The organism is Pseudomonas iranensis, from assembly GCF_014268585.2.
GTDB classification, from domain to species: domain Bacteria; phylum Pseudomonadota; class Gammaproteobacteria; order Pseudomonadales; family Pseudomonadaceae; genus Aquipseudomonas; species Aquipseudomonas iranensis.
The window spans coordinates 4048060-4069807 of sequence record NZ_CP077092.1 but is presented as its reverse complement, the minus strand read 5'-3'; the positions used below and the strand labels follow the sequence as shown (position 1 = coordinate 4069807).

General features: G+C 60.5%; 17 protein-coding genes. 12 read left to right on the top strand and 5 right to left on the bottom strand.

Going from position 1 to position 21748, the window contains the following annotated elements:
• Positions 1–55: 55 nt before the first annotated feature.
• Entirely contained in the window at positions 56–1024 is a 969-nt protein-coding gene (locus tag HU724_RS18190; protein WP_186566381.1) for a fimbrial protein, read from the bottom strand.
• Between the two features lie 522 nt (positions 1025–1546).
• On the opposite strand from HU724_RS18190, the gene HU724_RS18185 reads away from it, so the two are divergent.
• The 4 genes from HU724_RS18185 to HU724_RS18170 all read left to right on the top strand — a co-directional run bounded on the left by HU724_RS18185 (position 1547) and on the right by HU724_RS18170 (position 6455).
• Positions 1547–2029: a MarR family winged helix-turn-helix transcriptional regulator gene (locus HU724_RS18185; RefSeq protein ID WP_016775300.1), complete on the top strand. Its 483-nt coding sequence runs from the start codon at positions 1547–1549 to the stop codon at positions 2027–2029.
• On the top strand, positions 2019–3488 hold the full coding sequence (locus HU724_RS18180) for an efflux transporter outer membrane subunit (protein WP_186566383.1): 1470 nt from the start codon (positions 2019–2021) through the stop codon (positions 3486–3488). The genes HU724_RS18185 and HU724_RS18180 overlap by 11 nt, the downstream gene beginning before the upstream one ends.
• 15 nt (positions 3489–3503) lie before the next feature.
• Positions 3504–4706: an HlyD family secretion protein gene (locus HU724_RS18175; protein ID WP_186566385.1), complete on the top strand. Its 1203-nt coding sequence runs from the start codon at positions 3504–3506 to the stop codon at positions 4704–4706.
• Positions 4707–4925: 219 nt separating this feature from the next.
• Positions 4926–6455, top strand: coding sequence for a DHA2 family efflux MFS transporter permease subunit (locus tag HU724_RS18170; RefSeq protein ID WP_024013426.1), 1530 nt, complete (start codon positions 4926–4928; stop codon positions 6453–6455).
• Positions 6456–6640: 185 nt separating this feature from the next.
• On the opposite strand, the gene lpxH is transcribed toward HU724_RS18170, so the two are convergent.
• Entirely contained in the window at positions 6641–7387 is a 747-nt protein-coding gene (gene lpxH / locus HU724_RS18165) for a UDP-2,3-diacylglucosamine diphosphatase (RefSeq protein ID WP_095182078.1), read from the bottom strand.
• Positions 7384–7890: a peptidylprolyl isomerase gene (locus HU724_RS18160; RefSeq protein ID WP_076567676.1), complete on the bottom strand. Its 507-nt coding sequence runs from the start codon at positions 7888–7890 to the stop codon at positions 7384–7386. The genes lpxH and HU724_RS18160 overlap by 4 nt, the downstream gene beginning before the upstream one ends.
• 251 nt (positions 7891–8141) lie before the next feature.
• Between HU724_RS18160 and HU724_RS18155 the strand changes: the two genes are divergently transcribed.
• Entirely contained in the window at positions 8142–9839 is a 1698-nt protein-coding gene (locus HU724_RS18155) for a glutamine--tRNA ligase/YqeY domain fusion protein (protein ID WP_186566387.1), read from the top strand.
• Between the two features lie 18 nt (positions 9840–9857).
• Entirely contained in the window at positions 9858–11240 is a 1383-nt protein-coding gene (gene cysS, locus HU724_RS18150) for a cysteine--tRNA ligase (protein ID WP_122612129.1), read from the top strand.
• Positions 11241–11721: 481 nt separating this feature from the next.
• On the opposite strand, the gene HU724_RS18145 is transcribed toward cysS, so the two are convergent.
• Positions 11722–13560 carry a sigma-54-dependent Fis family transcriptional regulator gene (locus tag HU724_RS18145; RefSeq protein ID WP_186566390.1) on the bottom strand — a complete coding sequence of 613 codons (1839 nt, stop codon included), beginning with the start codon at positions 13558–13560 and terminating at the stop codon, positions 11722–11724.
• A gap of 382 nt (positions 13561–13942) precedes the next feature.
• Between HU724_RS18145 and HU724_RS18140 the strand changes: the two genes are divergently transcribed.
• The 6 genes from HU724_RS18140 to HU724_RS18115 are packed head-to-tail and all read left to right on the top strand — an operon-like array spanning position 13943 to position 19895.
• The gene (locus tag HU724_RS18140) at positions 13943–15037 is read left to right on the top strand and encodes an ABC transporter ATP-binding protein (RefSeq protein WP_016775291.1); all 1095 of its coding nucleotides are present in this window, start codon (positions 13943–13945) and stop codon (positions 15035–15037) included.
• Complete coding sequence (locus tag HU724_RS18135; protein WP_186566392.1) at positions 15037–16149, top strand: ABC transporter ATP-binding protein; 1113 nt, start codon at positions 15037–15039, stop codon at positions 16147–16149. The genes HU724_RS18140 and HU724_RS18135 overlap by 1 nt, the downstream gene beginning before the upstream one ends.
• Positions 16146–17012 carry a carbohydrate ABC transporter permease gene (locus HU724_RS18130; RefSeq protein WP_007912484.1) on the top strand — a complete coding sequence of 289 codons (867 nt, stop codon included), beginning with the start codon at positions 16146–16148 and terminating at the stop codon, positions 17010–17012. The genes HU724_RS18135 and HU724_RS18130 overlap by 4 nt, the downstream gene beginning before the upstream one ends.
• Before the next feature lie 9 nt (positions 17013–17021).
• The gene (locus HU724_RS18125; RefSeq protein WP_024013421.1) at positions 17022–17822 is read left to right on the top strand and encodes a carbohydrate ABC transporter permease; all 801 of its coding nucleotides are present in this window, start codon (positions 17022–17024) and stop codon (positions 17820–17822) included.
• Between the two features lie 10 nt (positions 17823–17832).
• Positions 17833–18105, top strand: coding sequence for a DUF2160 domain-containing protein (locus HU724_RS18120; RefSeq protein ID WP_038861868.1), 273 nt, complete (start codon positions 17833–17835; stop codon positions 18103–18105).
• 47 nt (positions 18106–18152) lie between these two features.
• Positions 18153–19895: an ABC transporter substrate-binding protein gene (locus HU724_RS18115; RefSeq protein ID WP_016775286.1), complete on the top strand. Its 1743-nt coding sequence runs from the start codon at positions 18153–18155 to the stop codon at positions 19893–19895.
• A 383-nt stretch (positions 19896–20278) separates the two neighbouring features.
• On the opposite strand, the gene nuoN is transcribed toward HU724_RS18115, so the two are convergent.
• On the bottom strand, positions 20279–21742 hold the full coding sequence (gene nuoN / locus HU724_RS18110; RefSeq protein WP_024013420.1) for an NADH-quinone oxidoreductase subunit NuoN: 1464 nt from the start codon (positions 21740–21742) through the stop codon (positions 20279–20281).
• Positions 21743–21748 lie beyond the last annotated feature (6 nt).

Below are 21748 nucleotides of genomic sequence, written 5' to 3'. Positions count from 1 at the left end.
GCCGGCACAGTAGGGGTGCCCAGGCAGGACGAAAATCAGACGATTCTTAAAGACTTCACAAGTAATTGACGATGAAAGTCACTTCGGTATTGGCGCTGCCGGCGCTGAGTTCTTCATTGCCCAGGCGGTAATAAGCGGCTGACAACGGGATCTTGAAGTTGAGCCCGGTGGTGTTGAAAGCATCGAACGGGTAGGTCGTGTCGAAAGCGATCGGCTGGCCCGCTTCATTCATCACTTGCAGGCCGATGCCTTTGGCGGTGGAGCCGGCATTCAGTGCGACGATGCCCTTGGTCGCATCGATCACCTGTGTGTTGGCCTTGAGCGAATAGGTGACTTTTTTGATGCCGGTCTGGCATTGGTTCAGGGCGATGTCGAAGCGCACCGTGCGCGGCTTGGCGCCGGCTTCGCGAAATTCATGAAGTTGATAATCGTCGCCCATCGCCACGGGTACCGACGGCGTTTCGCAGGAGGCGGCATTCAATACGATGGGGTTCATCAGGTTGAGTTTTTTCAGGATCAGATCATCGTCCTGCAGGCTGCCCAGATACCCTGAATCGATGTTGACTTTCGGTGCCAGCGCGCCGGTCTTGACGATTTCCAGGCGCACCGAATTTGCACCGAAACCATAGCTGGTGTTGGGTGCAATGGCCTGCGGCGCTGATTGGTAGCGGTCCAGTGCAGTGAACCAGACGCGGTAGGACAACCCGCTTTTGCCTAACGGAAAAAGAGTTTCCGTACCGCTGGCGGTGCCCAGTTTCGGGTTCATCAGAATGCCGAACATGGACGTCTTCGAGCAGCTCCAGATGTGCCCGAGCGACTGCACGGTGTCCTGATAAACCACGGTGCCATTGGGTGTGTCGGCAGCAATGTTCAGAGTCGAACTGGCCAGGCTGGCGCCAAAGTTGAGAGTGTCGAGTTTCGAATCGACTGCCACGCAGCTGCCAGCCATGGCGCTCGAAGCACAGGCAAGCAGGGTGGCTGCGATACAGAGCAGGAGCGGGCAATGGTTTTGGAAACGCTTCATGAAGAGGGCTTTTCGTGTCGGCCGATGAGCGGCGTACGTTAGCCACGGCACTCAAGCCTGAATATCAGGCGATTCCTAGAAGACGCAGACGCTCCCCACTTGCAATGCATTCCCCTGTAGGAGTGAGCCTGCTCGCGATAAGGCCATCAGCCGCACCATCGATGGTGAATGAGACGACGCCTTCGCGAGCAAGCTCGCTCCCACAAAGCATGTGTTTTCCCTGCACAAATGCGTTCCCTGTAGGAGTGAGCCTGCTCGCGATGAGGCCGTCAGCCGCAACATCGATGGTGAATGGGACGACGCCTTCGCGAGCAAGCTCGCTCCCACAATGCATGTGTTTTCCATGCACAAATGCGTTCCCTGTGGGAGCGAGCCTGCTCGCGAATGCGGTTGCGCACGCAATAAAACCCAGTTCACTTGTCAACAAATTACCAAGCCCCCTAACTATTGCGTTGACATTCGCTGCCTAAGCAGTAACATCTCGACATACATTCACTGCCTAGGCAGTTATCAGGTCGACCCATGAAGCATTTCACCCCGGAAGAATTCAAACATTGCCACCTTGGCTTGTTGCTTGGCCGTGCCGCGTTGCTCAAGGACCGGATCATCGACACCCACATGGAGCCCCACGGCATTACCGCCGCGCAGTTCAAGGTGTTGATCATCATGGCCCAGTTCGGCGTCGACACCCCGGCCGAGCTGTGCCGGCATCTGTCGCTGGACAGCGGGTCGATGACGCGCATGCTCGATCGTCTCGAGCAGAAGGCTTTTCTGCTTCGTCAGCGCAGCGAAGGCGACCGCCGTCAGGTGCAGTTGAAGCTGACCGAGCAGGGCCAGCAACTGGCTGATCGTCTGCCGCACATCGGTGCCGATGCGATGAATGAACTGGCCGGCGCGATCTCCCGCGAAGAGCTGAAAACCCTGGAATACATCCTCAAGAAAATCCTGCTGGCCGCCGGTGACCCGATCACCATCCAGCGTCTAGGTGATCACAATGAGCGCTAACACTTTGCGCAGCAGTCTGACGCTGCTGTTGTCGGCGATGATCCTCGCCGGTTGCGCCAACTACAGCGGCCTCGACATTGAAGGCCAACGCCTCGACGCGAAGAGCCTGAAGACAGCGCAGTCTCTGGACGGCGTCACCCTGTCGCCAGCGGCGTGGCCGAAGAGCGATTGGTGGAGCAGCCTCGGCGATCCGCAGCTCGACGGCCTGATCCGCGAAGCCCTGCACGACAGCCCGGACATGCAGATCGCCGCAGCCCGCGCCCATCAGGCCAGTGCCGCCGCCTATGCCGCCGATGCCGAGCGCTATCCGACCCTCGACGCCAGCGCCGGCATCAGCCGCTCGCGGCTGGCTCGTGATCAGGATCCGCTGGGGCAGGGCGGTGCCTATGCGACGGTGCGCAATGTCAGCGCCGGCTTCAATTACAACTTCGACTTGTGGGGCGGTCAGCGCGATGCCTGGGAAGCCGCACTCGGCGAGGCTCGCGCTGCTGAAGTCGACCGTCAGGCCGCGCAACTGACCCTCGCCGCTGACGTCGCCCGTGCTTACAGCGATCTCGGTCAGGCGCACATCGTTTACGACCTCGCCAGCGAAGACCTCAAGCGCACCCGGCAAATGCTCGACCTCAGCCAGCGCCGCTTGAGTTCGGGGATCGACAGCCAGTACCAGTTCCAGCAAACCCAGAGTCTGGAAGCCAGTTCTCAGGCCAGCCTGATCGACGCGGAAAAACGCCTGAACAGCGCGAAAATCGCCTTGGCGGTATTGCTCGGCAAAGGCCCGGATCGTGGCAACGAAATCGCTCGACCGAAAGTTCTCCAAGCCAGCGCCGTGGCGGTGCCGTCGGTGTTGCCGGCGGAACTGCTCGGCCGCCGCCCGGATCTGGTCGCGGCGCGCTGGCGTGTCGAGGCGGCGAGCAAGGATATCGATGCGGCGAAAACCCGTTTCTATCCCAACCTCAACCTGTCGGCTTCGGCCGGCGCCGAGTCGTTGCTGGGTGATGCGATGTTCGGCTCGGCCAGTCGCTTCTTCAACATCGCGCCGACCGTGTCGCTGCCGATTTTCGATGGCGGACGCTTGCGCGCCAACCTCGATGCGCGCGACGCCGATTACGATCTGGCGGTGGCGCAGTACAACAAAAGCCTGGTGAAAGCCCTCGGCGATGTCGGCGATACGATCAATCAGCTGCGCGATATCGGTCGGCAGATCGGTGCGCAGCAGCACGCCACCGACATCGCTCAGGACTCTTACAACACCGTCGTCCAGCGTTACGGTTCCGGCATCGGCAACTACCTGGACGTGCTCAGCATCGAGCAGCAATTGCTCCAGGCCCAGCGTCAGCTGGCGACCCTCAATGCCGAGCAAATCGACCTGTCGATTCAACTGATGCAAGCGCTGGGCGGCGGCTTTCAGGGTGAAAACCTGAACGCAGCCAACGCCAGCCCCGCCTCGTCGCACCCATAATTCAAGGTATTTGTCATGGCCACTGCCGAAAACACCCAAGCTCAAGACAACACCCCGGACACCGGCAACCCGCGCAAACGCAAGGTGATGCTGCTGGCCCTCGCCGTGGTGGTCCTGCTCGCCATTGCCGGCGTCTGGGCCTATCACGAGTTCATCGGGCGCTTTAACGAAAGCACCGACGATGCCTACGTCAACGGCAACGTCGTGGAGATCACGCCGCTGGTCACCGGCACCGTGGTCAGCATCGGCGCCGACGACGGGGATCTGGTCCAGGAAGGCCAGGTGCTGGTCAACTTCGACCCCAATGATGCCGAAGTCGGCCTGCAAAGTGCCAAGGCGAAACTGGCGCGCACCGTGCGTCAGGTGCGCGGTTTGTACAGCAACGTCGACGGCATGAAAGCGCAGGTCAATGCGCAGCAGGCCGAAGTGCAGAAGGCCCAGGACAACTACAACCGGCGGAAAAATCTCGCCCAAGGCGGGGCGATTTCCCAGGAAGAACTGTCCCACGCCCGCGACGACCTGACCTCGGCGCAGAACGCTCTGGCCAACGCCAAACAGCAACTGAAAACCACCAGCGCACTGGTCGACGACACCGTGGTCTCGTCGCATCCGGACGTAATGTCGGCGGCTGCCGATCTGCGTCAGGCCTACCTGACCAATGCCCGCAGCACCTTGATCGCGCCAGTCACCGGTTACGTCGCCAAGCGCACCGTGCAGCTCGGTCAGCGCGTGCAGCCGGGCACCGCGCTGATGGCGGTGATTCCGCTGGATCAGCTGTGGATCGACGCCAACTTCAAGGAAACCCAACTGCGTGACATGCGCATCGGTCAGCCAGTGGATATCGAGGCCGATATTTATGGCAGCGATGTGAAATACAGCGGCACCGTCGACAGCCTCGGCGCCGGTACCGGCAGCGCGTTTGCTCTGCTGCCGGCACAGAACGCCACCGGTAACTGGATCAAGATCGTCCAGCGTGTGCCGGTGCGTATCCACATCAATGCCGAAGAGCTGGCCAAGCACCCGCTGCGTGTCGGTCTGTCGACCAATGTCGAGGTCAATCTGCACGACCAGAGCGGCCCGGTGCTGGCCCAGCAACCGCCGCAAAAGGCCACGTTCAGCACCAACGTCTACGAGCGCCAACTGGCCGAAGCGGACGCGATGATTGCCCAGTTGATTCACGACAACAGCGCAGCAGCAGGCAAGACCGCACAGCGCTGAGAGCACACCGGATCAGAAGCGGGCTCTGTGGTGAGGGGTTATCTGTGGCGAGGGGATTTATCCTCGCTGGACTGCGCAGCAGGCCCGCTTTTCCTGAGCCAAAAGAGGGGCCGCTTCGCGACCCAGCGGGGATAAATCCCCTCGCCACAAGGGCCCGCTACCACAGGGCCGGCTGTGTTCATCAGACCGCAGCGACCATCAGGTTTCATAGGATTCACAATGAGCAATAACGCTTCTTTCACGCCGCCCAGCCTGTTGCTCAGCACCATCGGCCTGTCGCTGGCGACGTTCATGCAAGTGCTCGACACGACCATCGCCAACGTGGCGCTGCCGACGATATCCGGCAACCTCGGGGTGAGTTCGGAGCAGGGCACCTGGGTCATCACTTCGTTTGCCGTGAGCAACGCGATTGCGCTGCCGCTGACCGGTTGGCTCAGCCGCCGCTTCGGCGAGGTGAAGCTGTTTCTGTGGGCGACGATGCTGTTCGTGCTGGCGTCGTTTCTCTGCGGTATCTCGACTTCGATGCCCGAGCTGATCGGCTTTCGTGTGCTGCAAGGTCTGGTCGCCGGGCCGTTGTATCCGATGACGCAAACCCTGTTGATCGCGGTGTACCCGCCGGCGAAACGCGGGATGGCCCTGGCGCTGCTGGCGATGGTCACGGTGGTCGCGCCCATCGCCGGGCCGATTCTTGGCGGCTGGATCACCGACAGTTACAGCTGGCCGTGGATCTTCTTTATCAACGTGCCGATCGGCATCTTTGCGGTGATGGTGGTGCGTTCGCAACTGGCGAAACGGCCAGTGGTGACCAGTCGCCAGCCAATGGATTACGTCGGCCTGATCACCCTGATCATCGGTGTCGGCGCGTTGCAGGTGATCCTCGACAAGGGCAATGACCTGGACTGGTTCGAGTCGAATTTCATCATCGTCGGCGCGGCGATTTCCGTGGTCGCCCTGGCGGTGTTCGTGATCTGGGAAATGACCGACCGCCATCCGGTGGTCAACCTGCGCCTGTTCGCCCATCGCAACTTCCGCATCGGCACGCTGGTGCTGGTGCTGGGTTATGCCGGGTTCTTCGGCATCAACCTGATCCTGCCGCAGTGGCTGCAAACGCAAATGGGCTACACCGCGACCTGGGCGGGGCTTGCCGTGGCGCCGATCGGGATTCTGCCGGTGTTGCTGTCGCCGTTTGTCGGCAAATACGCGCACAAGTTCGACCTGCGTCTGCTCGCCGGCATTGCGTTTCTGGCGATTGGCCTGAGCTGCTTCATGCGTGCCGAGTTCACCAACGAAGTCGACTTCCAGCACATTGCGCTGGTGCAGTTGTTCATGGGCATCGGCGTGGCGCTGTTCTTCATGCCGACCCTGAGCATTCTGATGTCGGACTTGCCGCCGAGCCAGATCGCTGACGGCGCAGGCCTGGCGACTTTCCTGCGGACACTGGGCGGCAGCTTCGCGGCCTCGCTGACCACCTGGATCTGGATTCGCCGGGCCGATCAGCATCATGCGTATATGAGCGAGAGCATCAGCACGTTCGAGCCTGCCACCCGCGAGACCCTGAATCAGTTGGGTGGGGCGAGCCAGTCGGCGTATGCGCAGATGGATCAGATCCTCACCAGCCAGGCGTACATGCTCTCCACCGTGGATTACTTCACGTTGCTGGGCTGGGGATTCATGGGGTTGATTTTGATTGTATGGCTGGCGAAACCGCCGTTTGCCGCCAAGGCCGGGCCGGCAGCTTCGGGGCACTAAGATCAAGATCAAAAGCCCCTCACCCTAACCCTCTCCCGGAGGGAGAGGGGACTGACCGCGGTGGATGTTCGGTAGACATCGACCTGCCAGACTGCAGTCGAACTCAGGTTTGGATTGCATGAAGATCGGCTCCCTTTCCCCCTCGCCCCCCTGGGGGAGAGGGCTGGGGTGAGGGGGTGCAGCTTTTAGCCGTGCGGCAATGCCAGCGGCGGGGCGAAATCGAACGGGGCCAAGGCATACCCACTCTCATCCACCTGCAACGCCCATCCCTGACGATCCCAATCCCCCAGCACAATCCGCTTCGCCGCTTGTTCACCAAGCTGCAACTTGTGAATTGCCGGGCGGTGGGTGTGGCCGTGGATCAGGGTTTTCACGCCGAATTCCTGCATCACTCGCGGAATCTCTTCCGGGGTGACATCAACGATGTCATTGGCCTTCATCCGCGTCTGTGCACGGCTTTCGCTGCGTAGCTTGCGCGCCAGTTTGTGGCGGCTGCTCAGCGGCAGATGACGGAGGATGAACAGGGTGATCGGGTTGCGCAGGTAGCGGCGCAGCTTCATGTAGCCAACGTCGCGGGTGCACAGGCTGTCGCCGTGCATCAGCAGCACTGGCTCGCCGTAGAACTGCACGACACTCGGATCCTTCAGCAAGGTGCAGCCGGCCTGTTTGCAGAAGGCCTTGCCGAGCATGAAATCGCGATTGCCGTGCATCAGAAAGATGGCCGTGCCGCTGTCGCTCAAATCGCGCAGGGCTTGGCAGATGGAACGCTGAAAGGGCGTCATGGCGTCGTCGCCAATCCACGCCTCGAAGAAGTCGCCGAGGATGTACAACGCACTCGCCGAGCGGGCGCGTCCGGCGAGCAAATCCAGAAACGCCCGGGTAATGTCCGGGCGCTCCTCTTCCAGATGCAAGTCTGAAATCAGCAATATCACGCTGCGATGATCTCGGCTTTCTCGATGATCACGTCGTCTGCTGGTACGTCCTGGTGGCCGGCTTTGGAAGTGGTCGACACGCCTTTGATCTTGTCGACAACGTCGGTGCCGGCGGTCACTTTACCGAATACCGCGTAGCCCCAGCCCTGGACGTTCTTGCCGCTGTGGTTGAGGAAGGTGTTGTCGGCGACGTTGATGAAGAACTGCGCCGATGCCGAATGCGGCTCCATGGTGCGGGCCATGGCGACGGTGTATTTGTCGTTGGAGAGACCGTTGTCCGCTTCGTTCTGGATGCTTGGACGCTTGTCTTTCTTCTCTTTCATGCCTGGCTCGAAACCGCCGCCCTGGATCATGAAGTTGCCGATGACGCGGTGGAATACGGTGTTGGTGTAGTGACCAGCGTTGACGTACTCGATGAAGTTGGCAACGGTGATTGGCGCCTTTTCAGCGTTCAGTTCGATGACGATGTCGCCATGGTTGGTGGTCAGTTTGACTTGAGTCATGGTCATTACTCTTCATAGGGAATTCGTGGTTCTGGGACATTGAGCCCCACAACCGGTTCAGCCTGCTTCGGCCAAGGTGCGCAGTTTAGCGTGACAGGCGCGAATTTCGAGGCGGTTTTTCATTTCCCGGCGATTAAATGCGTGCCTTTATAAGAGCTGCTCTGTCAGGCCCTTGACAGCATCGGCTATGATAGCGGCTTTGTTTTGTCTGGCCCCTCTTTGCGGCCGCGCACCTGTACGTCAAGGATCCTATGAGCAAGCCCACTGTCGACCCTACCTCGAATGCCAAGTCCGGCCCTGCCGTGCCGGTCAACTTCCTGCGGCCGATCATCCAGGCAGACCTGGACTCGGGCAAGCACACCCAGATCGTGACTCGCTTCCCGCCGGAGCCCAACGGCTACCTGCACATCGGCCACGCCAAGTCGATCTGCGTCAACTTCGGCCTGGCCCAGGAGTTCGGCGGCGTCACGCACCTGCGTTTCGACGACACCAACCCGGCCAAGGAAGATCAGGAATACATCGACGCCATCGAAAGCGACGTCAAATGGCTGGGCTTCGAATGGTCCGGCGAAGTGCGCTACGCCTCGCAGTATTTCGACCAATTGCACGACTGGGCCGTCGAGCTGATCAAGGCCGGCAAGGCCTACGTCGACGACCTGACCCCCGAGCAGGCCAAGGAATACCGTGGCAGCCTGACCGAGCCGGGCAAGAACAGCCCGTTCCGTGACCGCACCGTGGAAGAGAACCTCGACCTGTTCGCGCGCATGAAGGCCGGTGAATTCCCGGACGGCGCGCGCGTGCTGCGGGCGAAGATCGACATGGCCTCGCCGAACATGAATCTGCGCGACCCGATCATGTATCGCATCCGCCACGCGCATCACCACCAGACCGGCGACAAGTGGTGCATCTACCCGAACTACGACTTCACCCACGGGCAGTCGGATGCCATCGAAGGCATCACCCATTCGATCTGCACCCTCGAATTCGAAAGCCATCGTCCGCTGTACGAGTGGTTCCTGGAGAACCTGCCGGTGCCGGCGAACCCGCGCCAGTACGAATTCAGCCGCCTGAACCTGAACTACACGATCACCAGCAAGCGCAAGCTCAAGCAATTGGTTGACGAGAAGCACGTCAATGGCTGGGACGATCCGCGGATGTCCACGCTGTCGGGCTTCCGCCGCCGTGGCTACACGCCGAAATCGATCCGCAACTTCTGCGAAATGATCGGCACCAACCGTTCCGACGGCGTGGTCGATTTCGGCATGCTCGAATTCAGCATTCGTGACGACCTCGACCACAGCGCACCGCGTGCCATGTGCGTGCTGCGTCCGCTGAAAGTGGTCATCACCAACTACCCGGAAGGCCAGGTCGAAAACCTCGAACTGCCACGGCACCCGAAAGAAGACATGGGCGTGCGCGCGCTGCCATTCGCCCGGGAAATCTACATCGACCGAGAAGACTTCATGGAAGAGCCGCCGAAGGGCTACAAGCGCCTGGAACCGGCCGGTGAAGTGCGTCTGCGCGGCAGCTACGTGATCCGCGCCGACGAAGCGATCAAGGACGCCGACGGCAACATCGTCGAACTGCGTTGCTCGTACGACCCGGACACCCTCGGCAAGAACCCGGAAGGGCGCAAGGTCAAAGGCGTGATCCACTGGGTGCCGGCCGCCGCCAGCGTCGAGTGCGAAGTGCGCCTGTACGATCGCCTGTTCCGTTCGCCGAACCCGGAAAAAGCCGAAGACAGCGCCAGCTTCCTCGACAATATCAACCCTGACTCGCTGCAAGTGCTGACCGGTTGTCGCGCCGAGCCATCGCTCGGCAACGCACAGCCGGAAGACCGTTTCCAGTTCGAGCGCGAAGGCTACTTCGTCGCGGACCTGAAGGACTCGAAACCCGGTCAGCCGGTATTCAACCGTACCGTGACCCTGCGTGATTCGTGGGGCCAGTGAGTGAGTCAAGGAACTAACGTGCTAACGATCTACAACACGCTCAGCAAGAGCAAAGAAGTCTTCAAGCCGCTGGATGGCAACAAGGTGCGCATGTACGTCTGCGGGATGACCGTGTACGACTACTGCCACCTCGGCCACGGCCGCAGCATGGTCGCGTTTGACCTGGTGACGCGCTGGCTGCGCTTCAGCGGTTATGACCTGACTTACGTGCGCAACATCACCGACATCGACGACAAGATCATCAATCGTGCCCGCGAGAACGGTGAATCGTTCGAAGCGCTGACCGAGCGCATGATCGCCGCGATGCACGAAGACGAAGCGCGCCTGAACATCCAGAAGCCGGACATGGAACCGCGCGCCACCGATCACATCGCTGGCATGCACGCGATGATCCAGACCCTGATCGACAAGGGCTACGCCTACGCGCCGGGCAATGGCGACGTGTACTACCGCGTCGCCAAGTTCATGGGCTACGGCAAGCTGTCGCGCAAGAAGATCGAAGATTTGCGCATTGGCGCGCGCATCGAAGTCGACGAGTCGAAACAAGACCCGCTCGACTTCGTCCTGTGGAAAGCCGCCAAGCCGGGCGAGCCGAGCTGGGAATCGCCATGGGGCGCCGGACGTCCGGGCTGGCACATCGAGTGCTCGGTGATGTCCACCTGCTGCCTCGGTGAGACTTTCGATATTCATGGCGGCGGCAGCGACCTGGAGTTCCCGCACCACGAAAACGAAATCGCCCAGAGCGAAGCGGCCACCGGCAAGACCTACGCCAACGCGTGGATGCATTGCGGGATGATTCGCATCAATGGCGAGAAGATGTCCAAGTCCTTGAACAACTTCTTCACCATCCGCGACGTGCTCGACAAGTACCACCCGGAAGTAGTGCGTTACCTGCTGGTGTCGAGCCACTACCGCAGCGCGATCAACTATTCGGAAGATAACCTCAAGGACGCCAAGGGCGCACTGGAGCGTTTCTACCATGCGCTGAAAGGCCTGCCGAGCGTCGCGCCGGCAGGCGGCGAAGCGTTTGTAGAGCGTTTCACCACGGTGATGAACGACGACTTCGGCACCCCTGAAGCCTGCGCCGTGCTGTTCGAGATGGTCCGTGAGATCAACCGTCTGCGCGAGAGCGATCTCGATGCAGCGGCGGGGCTGGCGGCACGTCTGAAAGAACTGGCGAGCGTGTTGGGTGTGTTGCAGTTGGAGGCGGATGACTTTTTGCAGGCGGGCGCTGAAGGGCGGGTCGATGCGGCTGAAGTCGATGCACTGATTGCGGCGCGCCTGGCAGCTCGGGCGGCGAAAGACTGGGCCGAGTCGGACCGGATTCGTGATCAGCTGACGGCGATGGGTGTGGTGCTGGAAGATGGCAAGGGTGGGACTACCTGGCGTCTGGCTGACTGACTCAAAAGCCAAAAGTCAAAAGCCCCTCACCCTAGCCCTCTCCCGGAGGGAGAGGGGACTGACCGAGGTGTCTTTTGCTATACGCCGACCTGAACGATCGAGTCGATTATGGATTCGATGAAGCAAGGTCAGGTCGGCGTATCTCTCGAATATCCCCCAATCGGCTCCCTCTCCTCGGGGAGAGGGCTGGGGTGAGGGGCAAGGGGTTGATGCAGTAGCCGAACAGGGACGATGTTCGCCTAATCCATAATCGACGCGTGTTTTTCAGGTCGATGCATAACGCAAGACACCTCGGTCGGCTCCCTCTCCTCGGGGAGAGGGCTGGGGTGAGGGGCAAGGGGTTGATGCAGTAGCCGAACAGGACGATGTTCGCCTAATCCATAATCGACGCGTGTTTTTCAGGTCGATGTATAACGCAAGACACCTCGGTCGGCTCCCTCTCCTCGGGGAGAGGGCTGGGGTGAGGGGCAAAGGGGTGTACTCAGTTGCCAATTTGCCGCAACCGCTTATACAGCGTATTCCGACTCACCCCCAACCGCCGCGCCAGATGCGAAATATTCCCCCCGGCCGCCTTCAACTCGCGGTTCAACGCCTCAACATCATTCAAATCCAGCCCCAACGGCGCCGCCGTCTCCACTGGCTCCATCTCCAGATCGACAAAAAAATCATCAGGCAAATGCTCTGGCCGCACCGGTTGCTCCTCGGCCATGGCCAACGCCACCTGCATCACGCTGCTGACCTGACGCAAATTCCCCGGCCACGGATGCTTTTCAAACAGCTCCAACACCTCCGGGCTCAGCCCCGCCCATTGCGTCGGCTCGCGATGTTGCTCCCACAGCCGTTTGAACAGCGCCTGCTTGTCACTGCGCTCGCGTAACGGCGGCAGCTCCAGGGTCAGGCCGCCGATGCGGTAGTACAAGTCTTCGCGAAAGCGGCCCAGTTGTACCTGCTCGCGCAATGATCGGTTGGTCGCGGAAATGATCCGCAAGTCCACCGGAAACAACTCGCTGCTGCCCACCGGCTGCACGCAGCGCTCCTGCAACACGCGCAACAAACGCGCCTGAGTTGGCAGCGGCATGTCACCGATCTCATCGAGAAACAGCGTGCCTTTGTCGGCCTTGCGGATCAGGCCGATGCTGCCTTTCTGGTTGGCCCCGGTGAACGCGCCTTTCTCGTAACCGAACAACTCGGACTCGACCAGTTCAGCGGGGATCGCTGCGCAGTTCACTGCAATGAATGCCTGTTTTTGCCGTGAGCTGGCCTGGTGCAAGGCTTTGACGAAGACTTCCTTGCCGACGCCGGTCTCACCGTGAATCAGCAACGGAATGTCTTTTTCCAGCAAGCGCTCGGCCTGGCGTACGGCTTTTTCCACGCGACTGTCGCCGAAGTGCAGCGAATTGAGGCTGATCGCACTGGCTGACGCAGGCTTGTCCTCGGCGACAAACACCCGCGCCTGCACCGGTGTCTGTTTCGGCCGTTTCAGCAAACACTGGAAACGGTTGCGTCCAGAGGTCTGCAGGGCAAACGGCAGACCCTCGGGCTGATTGATCAACTCCAGCAGCGACACCTTGAACAGGCTTTCAACGCTGACGCGGGACAAACGCACACCGAGCAGATTGTCGGCGCGGCGATTGGCCGACAGCACCTGTCCGCTCTCATCGAAAATCAACAACCCGGCCCACTGGCTGTCGAGGTTGTTCAACCCGGTGTTGAAGGTCAGTTGAAAATGCTGGCCATGGAACAGGTTGAGGATCAGCCGGTTCTCCACGGTCTGGCTCATCATCTTGACCATGCCCAACGTGTGCGAGGGCGGCAGGTAGCTGTCGCTGGAGACATCGAGCACGGCGATGACCTTGCGCTCGGCGTCGAAAATCGGCGCGGCGGAGCCGGTCATGAAGCGGTTGGCCTTGAGAAAGTGTTCGTCGTGTTCGATGTGCACCGCCTGCTCACAGGCCAGTGCGGTGCCGATCGCGTTGGTACCGCTGCTGCGCTCCATCCAGCTCGCCCCGGCCTGAAAGCCCCGGGCCAGATTCGGCTCGATAAAGCGCTGCGTGCCCCACGAGGTCAGCACCTGACCCTGATTGTCGGCGAGCATGATCAGGCAGTTGGAGTTGCTGAGGATGTTTTCGTAGTAGGGCAGGACTTCCTGATGCGTGGTCTGCACCAGCGAGTGATGGCAGTCGAGCAACCGCGCAATGCCGGCGGCGGGCAATTGATCGAAGGCCGGGGCGCTCTGGTGGTCGAGGCCAAACGCGCGGCAACGTTGCCAGGAGGTCTGGACGATCGCGTCGTGGGACAGCGGCGAAGCAGGTGCGGCCATGGGGGCGAGCCTCTGAGTGCAGCGATTTTATTATTGTTATGAACCCGATCTTCAAAACTCCACAAACCCCCTGTGGGAGCGAGCCTGCTCGCGAAAGCGTCGGTTCAGTCAATGGATTCATTGAATGACACACCGCTTTCGCGAGCAGGCTCGCTCCCACAGGGGATCCATTTGCATTGAGGATTGGGCAAAAGCGTGCATAGAGTGTTGTTCACTATTGTTCAATGTCAATCACCCCGACTGTTCAAAAGTGTTCAGCTGTGAACGCCGCTTGCCCCCGTAAACACTGCTTCTCAAGACAAATCAAGCACTTGCCATTTCTGGCACGAATGTCGCTCTGTTGCTCCGGTCGCTTGACTCCAAAAATAACAAAGGCCGAGCCATGTCACTCACCCTGGAGCACGTCAGCCGTACCGTCGAGGGCCAGATCTGGATCGACGATGCGTGCCTGAAATTCGAACCCGGATCCTTCAACGTTCTGCTCGGGCGCACGCTGTCCGGAAAGACCAGCCTCATGCGTCTGATGGCCGGCCTCGACAAGCCCGACAGCGGCCGCGTGCTGATGAACGGCGTCGACGTCACCCAGCGCCCGGTGCGGCTGCGCAACGTGTCGATGGTCTATCAGCAGTTCATCAATTACCCGACCATGACGGTGTTCGAGAACATCGCCTCGCCACTGCGTCAGGCCGGCATCTCGAAAGAGATCATCCACAGCAAGGTGCAGGAAACCGCACGCATGCTGCGCATCGAGAAGTTCTTGCAGCGCTATCCGCTGGAGCTCTCCGGTGGGCAGCAACAGCGCACGGCCATGGCCCGCGCGCTGGTCAAGGATGCTGAACTGATCCTCTTCGACGAGCCGCTGGTCAACCTCGACTACAAGCTGCGCGAAGAGCTGCGTCAGGAAATGCGCGAGCTGTTCAAGGCCCGCCACACCATCGCCATCTACGCCACCACCGAGCCCAACGAAGCGCTGGCCCTCGGCGGCACCACCACCATCCTGCACGAAGGCCGGGTGATCCAGAGCGGGCCGTCGACCGAGGTCTATCACCAGCCGCAGTCGGTGCTCGCCGCTGAATTGTTCTCCGAACCGCCGATCAACCTCATGCCGGGACGCATTGCCGGCAACGAAGTCAGCTTCGCCAACTTCGTACACTTTCCGTTGAACGTCGATCTGCGCCCGGTGGGCGAGGGTGAGTTCCGCTTCGGCGTGCGCCCCAGCCATATCTCGCTGGTGCCGAGCAACGATGACGATCTCGAATTGGCCGTGACCGTCGAGGTGGCCGAGATCAGCGGTTCGGAAACCTTCCTGCATGTGCGCAACGAGCATTTCCTGCTGGTGCTGCACTTGCCGGGTGTTCACGAATACGACGTCGATGCGCCGATCCGCATCTATATCCCGACCCACAAACTGTTCGTTTTCGATGCGCAAGGCCGTCTGGTGCAAGCACCGGGCCGGCGTGTCGCGAGGGTTGCCTGATGGCCGAAATCCGTTTGCAACACCTCGCCCACAGCTACAGCAAAACCCCGAGCGGCGCCGAGGATTATGCGATCCGCGAGATGGATCACGTCTGGGAGCAGGGCGGCGCCTACGCCTTGCTCGGCCCGTCCGGTTGCGGCAAGTCGACCTTGCTCAACATCATTTCCGGCCTGCTCAGCCCGTCCCAGGGCCACGTGTTGTTTGACGGCAAAGCGGTCAACGACCTGACCCCGGAGAAGCGCAACATCGCCCAGGTTTTCCAGTTTCCGGTGGTCTACGACACCATGACCGTGTTCGACAACCTCGCCTTCCCGCTGCGAAACCAGGGCATGGCCGAGGCGAAAGTGCACAGCAAGGTGCAGGAAATTGCCGAAGTGCTCGACCTGCAGAATCTGCTGAGCAAAAAAGCGCGCAATCTCACCGCCGACGAAAAGCAGAAAGTCTCCATGGGCCGTGGGCTGGTGCGCGACGACGTCTCGGCGATCCTCTTCGATGAGCCGCTGACGGTGATCGACCCGCACTTGAAGTGGAAACTGCGGCGCAAGCTCAAGCAGATCCATGAGCAGTTCAACATCACCATGGTCTACGTTACCCACGATCAGCTCGAAGCCTCGACCTTCGCCGACAAGATTGCGGTGATGTACGGCGGCCAGATCGTCCAGTTCGGCACGCCACGGGAATTGTTCGAGCGGCCGAGCCACACCTTTGTCGGCTATTTCATCGGCAGCCCGGGGATGAATCTGATCGAGGTGCAGCCGCAGCCCGGTGGTGTCGGTTTCGCCTCGACGCACCTGCCGCTGTCCGACGCCTTGCAGCGCCATATCGAGCACGGCCAGTGGAAAAATCTCAAGGTCGGCATCCGCCCCGAATTCATTCATGTGTGGGACGAGCCGTTTGACGACGCGATGCAGGCAAAAGTCGTACACGTCGAAGACCTCGGCACCTACAAGATCATGACCCTCAACCTCGACGGCGCGCCGTTGAAAGTGCGCCTGGCAGAAGACAAGCCGGTACCCGAGGGCACTGCGTACATCAGTTTCCCGGCGCAATGGCTGATGGTCTATGCCGATGAATTTCTCCTGGAAGTCAGCGACGAGGAGGCGCAGCCATGAACAAAGTGCAGAACAACAAGGCTTGGTGGCTGGTGTTGCCGGTGTTCCTGCTGGTGGCGTTCAGTGCGGTGATCCCGATGATGACCGTTGTCAACTATTCGGTGCAGGACATCTTCGACCAGTCCAGCCGCTACTTCGTTGGCGCGGACTGGTACAAGCAAGTGCTGCTCGATCCGCGTTTGCACGACTCGCTGCTGCGCCAGTTCATCTATTCGGCGTGCGTGCTGCTGATTGAAATCCCGCTGGGCATCGCCGTCGCGCTGACCATGCCGACCAAGGGTCGCTGGTCCTCGGTGGTGCTGATCATTCTGGCGATTCCGTTGCTGATTCCGTGGAACGTGGTCGGCACCATCTGGCAGATCTTCGGCCGCGCCGACATCGGCCTGCTCGGTTCCAGCCTCAACGCGATGGGCATCAGCTACAACTACGCGGCCAACACCATGGACGCCTGGGTGACGGTGCTGGTGATGGACGTCTGGCACTGGACTTCGCTGGTCGCGCTGCTGTGTTTCTCCGGCCTGCGGGCGATTCCCGACGTCTATTACCAGGCCGCGCGCATTGATCGCGCCTCGGCCTGGGCGGTGTTCCGCCACATTCAATTGCCCAAGTTGAAAAGCGTGTTGCTGATCGCGGTGATGCTGCGCTTCATGGACAGTTTCATGATCTACACCGAGCCGTTCGTGCTCACCGGCGGCGGGCCGGGCAATGCCACGACCTTCTTGAGTCAGACGTTGACGCAGATGGCTGTAGGGCAATTCGACCTCGGTCCGGCGGCGGCGTTTTCGCTGGTGTACTTCCTGATCATCCTGTTGGTGTCGTGGCTGTTCTATACCGCCATGACGCACTCCGACGCCAACCGCTGAGGCCCGGCCATGAGCAAGAAAAAGCTTATTCCATTGCTGGTGTACATCCTGTTCCTGCTGGTGCCGATCTACTGGCTGCTGAACATGTCGTTCAAGAGCAACACCGAAATCCTCGGCGGCCTGACGCTTTTCCCACAGGATTTCACGCTGGCGAACTACAAGGTGATCTTCACTGATCCGAGCTGGTACACCGGCTACTTGAACTCGCTGTATTACGTCAGCCTCAACACGGTGATTTCCCTGAGCGTGGCGTTACCGGCGGCTTACGCGTTTTCACGCTATCGTTTCCTCGGCGACAAGCATCTGTTCTTCTGGCTGCTGACCAATCGCATGGCGCCGCCGGCGGTGTTCTTGCTGCCGTTCTTCCAGTTGTATTCGTCGATCGGCCTTTTCGACACGCATATCGCCGTGGCTTTGGCGCACTGCCTGTTCAACGTGCCGCTGGCGGTGTGGATTCTCGAAGGTTTCATGTCCGGCGTGCCCAAGGAGATCGACGAAACGGCCTACATCGACGGCTACAGTTTCCCCAAGTTTTTCGTGAAGATTTTCATCCCGTTGATCGGTTCCGGTATCGGCGTCACGGCGTTTTTCTGCTTCATGTTTTCCTGGGTCGAGCTGCTGCTGGCGCGCACGCTGACCTCGGTCAACGCCAAGCCGATTGCGGCGGTGATGACGCGCACGGTGTCGGCGTCGGGGATCGATTGGGGCGTGCTGGCAGCGGCGGGGGTGTTGACCATCCTGCCGGGCATGCTGGTGATCTGGTTTGTACGCAACCACGTGGCCAAGGGCTTTGCCCTCGGTCGAGTCTGAGGAGCTGATGATGGAATGGATGAGCTGGACGACACCGACCGCCGCGTTCTTCATCGGCATCGGTCTGATTCTGGTGGGCATGACCACCTGGGAATTGCGCTCGCCGAGCATTCTGCGGCGCGGGTTTCTGCCGATTGCCACCACCCGTGGCGATCGCTTGTTTATCGGTCTTCTCGGCAGCGCCTACCTGCATTTGCTGGTAATCGGCGTCACCGACTGGAGCATCTGGGTGGCGTCCGCGTTGTCCCTGGTGTGGCTGTTGGCTGTGATGCGTTGGGGCTAGTCGAATCGTTCGGCAACGCGGCTCCACAACTTAAACAGGAGGTCTCTATGTTCGATAAAAACAATAAGCTGCGACATAGCATTTCATTGGCAGCCATGCTGGCACTCAGCGGTCTGAGCGCATCTGCCTGGGCCGACGCCTACGAAGATGCTGCAAAAAAATGGATTGGCAGCGAGTTCAAGCCCTCGACCCTGACGGCCGAACAGCAGCTCGAAGAACTGAAGTGGTTCATCAAGGCCGCCGAGCCGTTTCGCGGCATGGACATCAAGGTCGTTTCCGAAACCCTGACCACCCACGAATACGAGTCCAAGGTGCTGGCCAAGGCCTTCAGCGAAATCACCGGGATCAAACTCACCCACGACCTGCTGCAGGAAGGCGACGTGGTCGAGAAAATGCAGACGGTGATGCAGTCGGACAAGAACATCTATGACGGCTGGGTCAACGACTCCGACCTGATCGGCACGCACTTTCGCTACGGCAAGACCGAATCGATCACCGACCTGATGGCCAACGAAGGCAAGAACTTCACTTCGCCGACCCTCGACATCAAGGACTTCATCGGCATCTCCTTCACCACCGCGCCGGACGGCAAGATCTATCAACTGCCCGACCAGCAATTCGCCAACCTGTACTGGTTCCGTGCCGACTGGTTCGAGCGCGCCGATCTGAAAGCCAAGTTCAAGGAAAAGTACGGTTACGAGCTGGGCGTACCGGTGAACTGGTCGGCCTATGAAGACATCGCCAAATTCTTCAGCGAAGACGTCAAGGAAATCGACGGCAAACGCGTCTACGGCCACATGGATTACGGCAAGAAAGACCCGTCGCTGGGCTGGCGTTTCACCGATGCCTGGTTCTCCATGGCCGGTGGCGGCGACAAGGGACTGCCCAACGGCTTGCCGGTGGACGAGTGGGGCATCCGCGTCGAGGACTGCCACCCGGTCGGTTCAAGCGTGACCCGTGGCGGCGACACCAACGGCCCGGCGGCCGTGTTTGCCACCACCAAATACGTCGACTGGCTGAAGAAATATGCGCCACCGGAAGCGGCCGGCATGACCTTCTCCGAGTCTGGCCCGGTGCCGTCGCAGGGCAACATCGCCCAGCAGATTTTCTGGTACACCGCGTTCACCGCCGACATGACCAAACCCGGCCTGCCGGTGGTCAACGCCGACGGCACGCCGAAATGGCGCATGGCGCCGTCGCCTAAAGGCCCGTATTGGGAAGAGGGCATGAAGCTCGGCTATCAGGATGTGGGGTCGTGGACGTTCATGAAATCCACGCCTGAGAAACAGAAACTTGCGGCGTGGCTGTACGCGCAATTCGTCACGTCGAAAACTGTTTCGCTGAAAAAAACCATCGTCGGTCTGACACCTATTCGCGAGTCGGACATCAACTCGCAGGCCATGACCGATCTGGCGCCGAAACTCGGTGGTCTGGTCGAGTTCTATCGCAGCCCAGCCCGCGTGCAATGGTCGCCGACCGGCACCAACGTGCCGGACTATCCACGTCTGGCGCAACTGTGGTGGAGCCATATCGCCGAAGCCGCCAGCGGCGAGAAAACACCGCAACAAGCGCTCGATGGCCTGGCCAAGGATCAGGACCGCATCATGGAACGCCTCGAACGCTCCAAGGCCCAGGCCACTTGCGCACCGAAGATGAACCCGGAACGCGATGCGCAATACTGGTTCGATCAACCGGGCGCACCGAAGCCGAAACTGGCCAACGAGAAGCCGAAGGGTGAAACCGTGAGCTATAGCGAACTGCTGAAATCCTGGGCTGATGCGCGCAAATGATGTTGGAAATGTGAGAAGCGAACGGCACCGGAAGGTGCCGTTTTTTTTGCTGCCTGATCTGCCGCTTTCGCGAGCAGGCTCGCTCCCACATTGGAGCGGTGCTACTCAAAATTGGTGGCACCCGAGATCCCTGTGGGAGCGAGCCTGCTCGCGAAAGCGGAGGGTCGGTTAGCATATCCGTCGACTTGTAGGACGCCATCGCGAGCAGGTTCACTCCTGCTGGGTGTGCGATGCACCCGGATGCTATGAGCGACACACACACCTGTGGGAGCGGGCTTGCCCGCGATGACGCTTGCACAAACGCCGGCGATATCGACTTCTGCTACAAACAAAAAACGGCACCCGAAGGTGCCGTTTCCATTCCAGCCAGATCAGCCGAGCAATCAGCCCGCCAGACCCGCCTGCTGTACCAGCACCAGCAACGGTTGCGGGTACACGCCCAGGAAGAATGCGACCAGGGCGATGGCCAGCAGCATTACGCCGCCTGCCTTCTGTTCCCAGTGCAGCTGGGCGTCGTGGCGACGCAGGTTAGGCTCGATCAGGTACAGGGTGACCATCACGCGCAGGTAGTAGAAGACGCCGATGGCGCTGCCCAGTACCAGTGCGCCGACCAGCCACCACTGACGCGTTTCGACGCCGCTGGCGATGATGTAGAACTTGCCGATGAAGCCGGCGGTCAGCGGGATGCCGGCCAGGGACAGCATCATCACGGTCAGCACGGCGGTCAGGTACGGACGGCGCCAGAACAGGCCGCGGTACTCGTACAGCGCGTCAGCGTCGCGGCCGTTGTACGGCGACGACATCAGGGTGATCACGCCGAACGCGCCGAGGCTGGTGATCACGTAGGTGACCAGATAGACGCCGATGGCTTCCACCGCCAGACCCTTGCTCGCCACCAGCGCGATCAGCAGATAGCCGAAGTGCGCAATCGACGAGTAACCGAGCAGACGCTTGAGGTTGCTCTGGGTCAGGGCCAGCAGGTTACCGAACAGGATCGAGGCGACCGCGATCACGCTCAGCACATCGCTCAGCACACCACTGCTGGCAGCAGGGGAGAGCTGGAACAGACGCACCATCACCGCAAACACTGCGACCTTCGAAGCGGTAGCGAGGAACGCCGCCACCGGTGCCGGAGCACCTTCGTAGACGTCCGGCGTCCACAGGTGGAACGGTACCAGCGACAGCTTGAACGCCAGACCGATCAGCATCATGCCCAGGCCCAGTTGCGCCAGCGGGCTTGGCAGGCCGGTTGCAGCCAGGGCCTGACCGATGCCGACGAAGCTCAGCGAACCGGCGTCGGCGTAGAGCAGCGCCATACCGAACAGCAGGAACGCGGAACCGGCGGCCGACAGCACCATGTACTTGATGCCGGCTTCCAGCGAACGCTTGTTGAAGAAGGCGTAAGCCACCAGACCGTAGACAGGTACCGAGAGCAGTTCCAGACCGATGAACAACCCGGCCAGGTGTTGCGCGCTGACCAGCACCAGACCACCGGCGGCGGCCATCAGGATCAGCAGGTACAGTTCTTCGCGGTTGCCCGGGTAACCCGAACCGCCATCACCGAGATAGGCGTGGGCGAGGGTGACGCAGGCGAGGGTGGCGACCAGGATCATCGCCATGTACAGGCAGGCAAACGCGTCGATCTGCAGCAACGGGGTCACGGCCAGAGGCGCGACTTTCAACGCAGGCAGGATCGACAGCAGGGCCAGGTTCAGACCCGCCACCGAAATCAGGAAGGTCTGCGAGTGGTTGCGGCGCCAGGCGATTGCCAGCATCACCACGATAATGGTGAGGCTGGTGATCAACAGTGGCGCAAGCGCAATAAAGTGTTGAATCGTGAATTCCATAGCGCT

Bases quoted from the DNA above. Each gene is read 5' to 3' on its own strand.
- HU724_RS18190 (WP_186566381.1), bottom strand. From the start codon at position 1,024: ATGAAGCGTTTCCAAAACCATTGCCCGCTCCTGCTCTGTATCGCAGCC.
- HU724_RS18185 (WP_016775300.1), top strand. From the start codon at position 1,547: ATGAAGCATTTCACCCCGGAAGAATTCAAACATTGCCACCTTGGCTTG.
- HU724_RS18180 (WP_186566383.1), top strand. From the start codon at position 2,019: ATGAGCGCTAACACTTTGCGCAGCAGTCTGACGCTGCTGTTGTCGGCG.
- HU724_RS18175 (WP_186566385.1), top strand. From the start codon at position 3,504: ATGGCCACTGCCGAAAACACCCAAGCTCAAGACAACACCCCGGACACC.
- HU724_RS18170 (WP_024013426.1), top strand. From the start codon at position 4,926: ATGAGCAATAACGCTTCTTTCACGCCGCCCAGCCTGTTGCTCAGCACC.
- HU724_RS18160 (WP_076567676.1), bottom strand. From the start codon at position 7,890: ATGACTCAAGTCAAACTGACCACCAACCATGGCGACATCGTCATCGAA.
- HU724_RS18155 (WP_186566387.1), top strand. From the start codon at position 8,142: ATGAGCAAGCCCACTGTCGACCCTACCTCGAATGCCAAGTCCGGCCCT.
- HU724_RS18145 (WP_186566390.1), bottom strand. From the start codon at position 13,560: ATGGCCGCACCTGCTTCGCCGCTGTCCCACGACGCGATCGTCCAGACC.
- HU724_RS18140 (WP_016775291.1), top strand. From the start codon at position 13,943: ATGTCACTCACCCTGGAGCACGTCAGCCGTACCGTCGAGGGCCAGATC.
- HU724_RS18135 (WP_186566392.1), top strand. From the start codon at position 15,037: ATGGCCGAAATCCGTTTGCAACACCTCGCCCACAGCTACAGCAAAACC.
- HU724_RS18130 (WP_007912484.1), top strand. From the start codon at position 16,146: ATGAACAAAGTGCAGAACAACAAGGCTTGGTGGCTGGTGTTGCCGGTG.
- HU724_RS18125 (WP_024013421.1), top strand. From the start codon at position 17,022: ATGAGCAAGAAAAAGCTTATTCCATTGCTGGTGTACATCCTGTTCCTG.
- HU724_RS18120 (WP_038861868.1), top strand. From the start codon at position 17,833: ATGGAATGGATGAGCTGGACGACACCGACCGCCGCGTTCTTCATCGGC.
- HU724_RS18115 (WP_016775286.1), top strand. From the start codon at position 18,153: ATGTTCGATAAAAACAATAAGCTGCGACATAGCATTTCATTGGCAGCC.
- nuoN (WP_024013420.1), bottom strand. From the start codon at position 21,742: ATGGAATTCACGATTCAACACTTTATTGCGCTTGCGCCACTGTTGATC.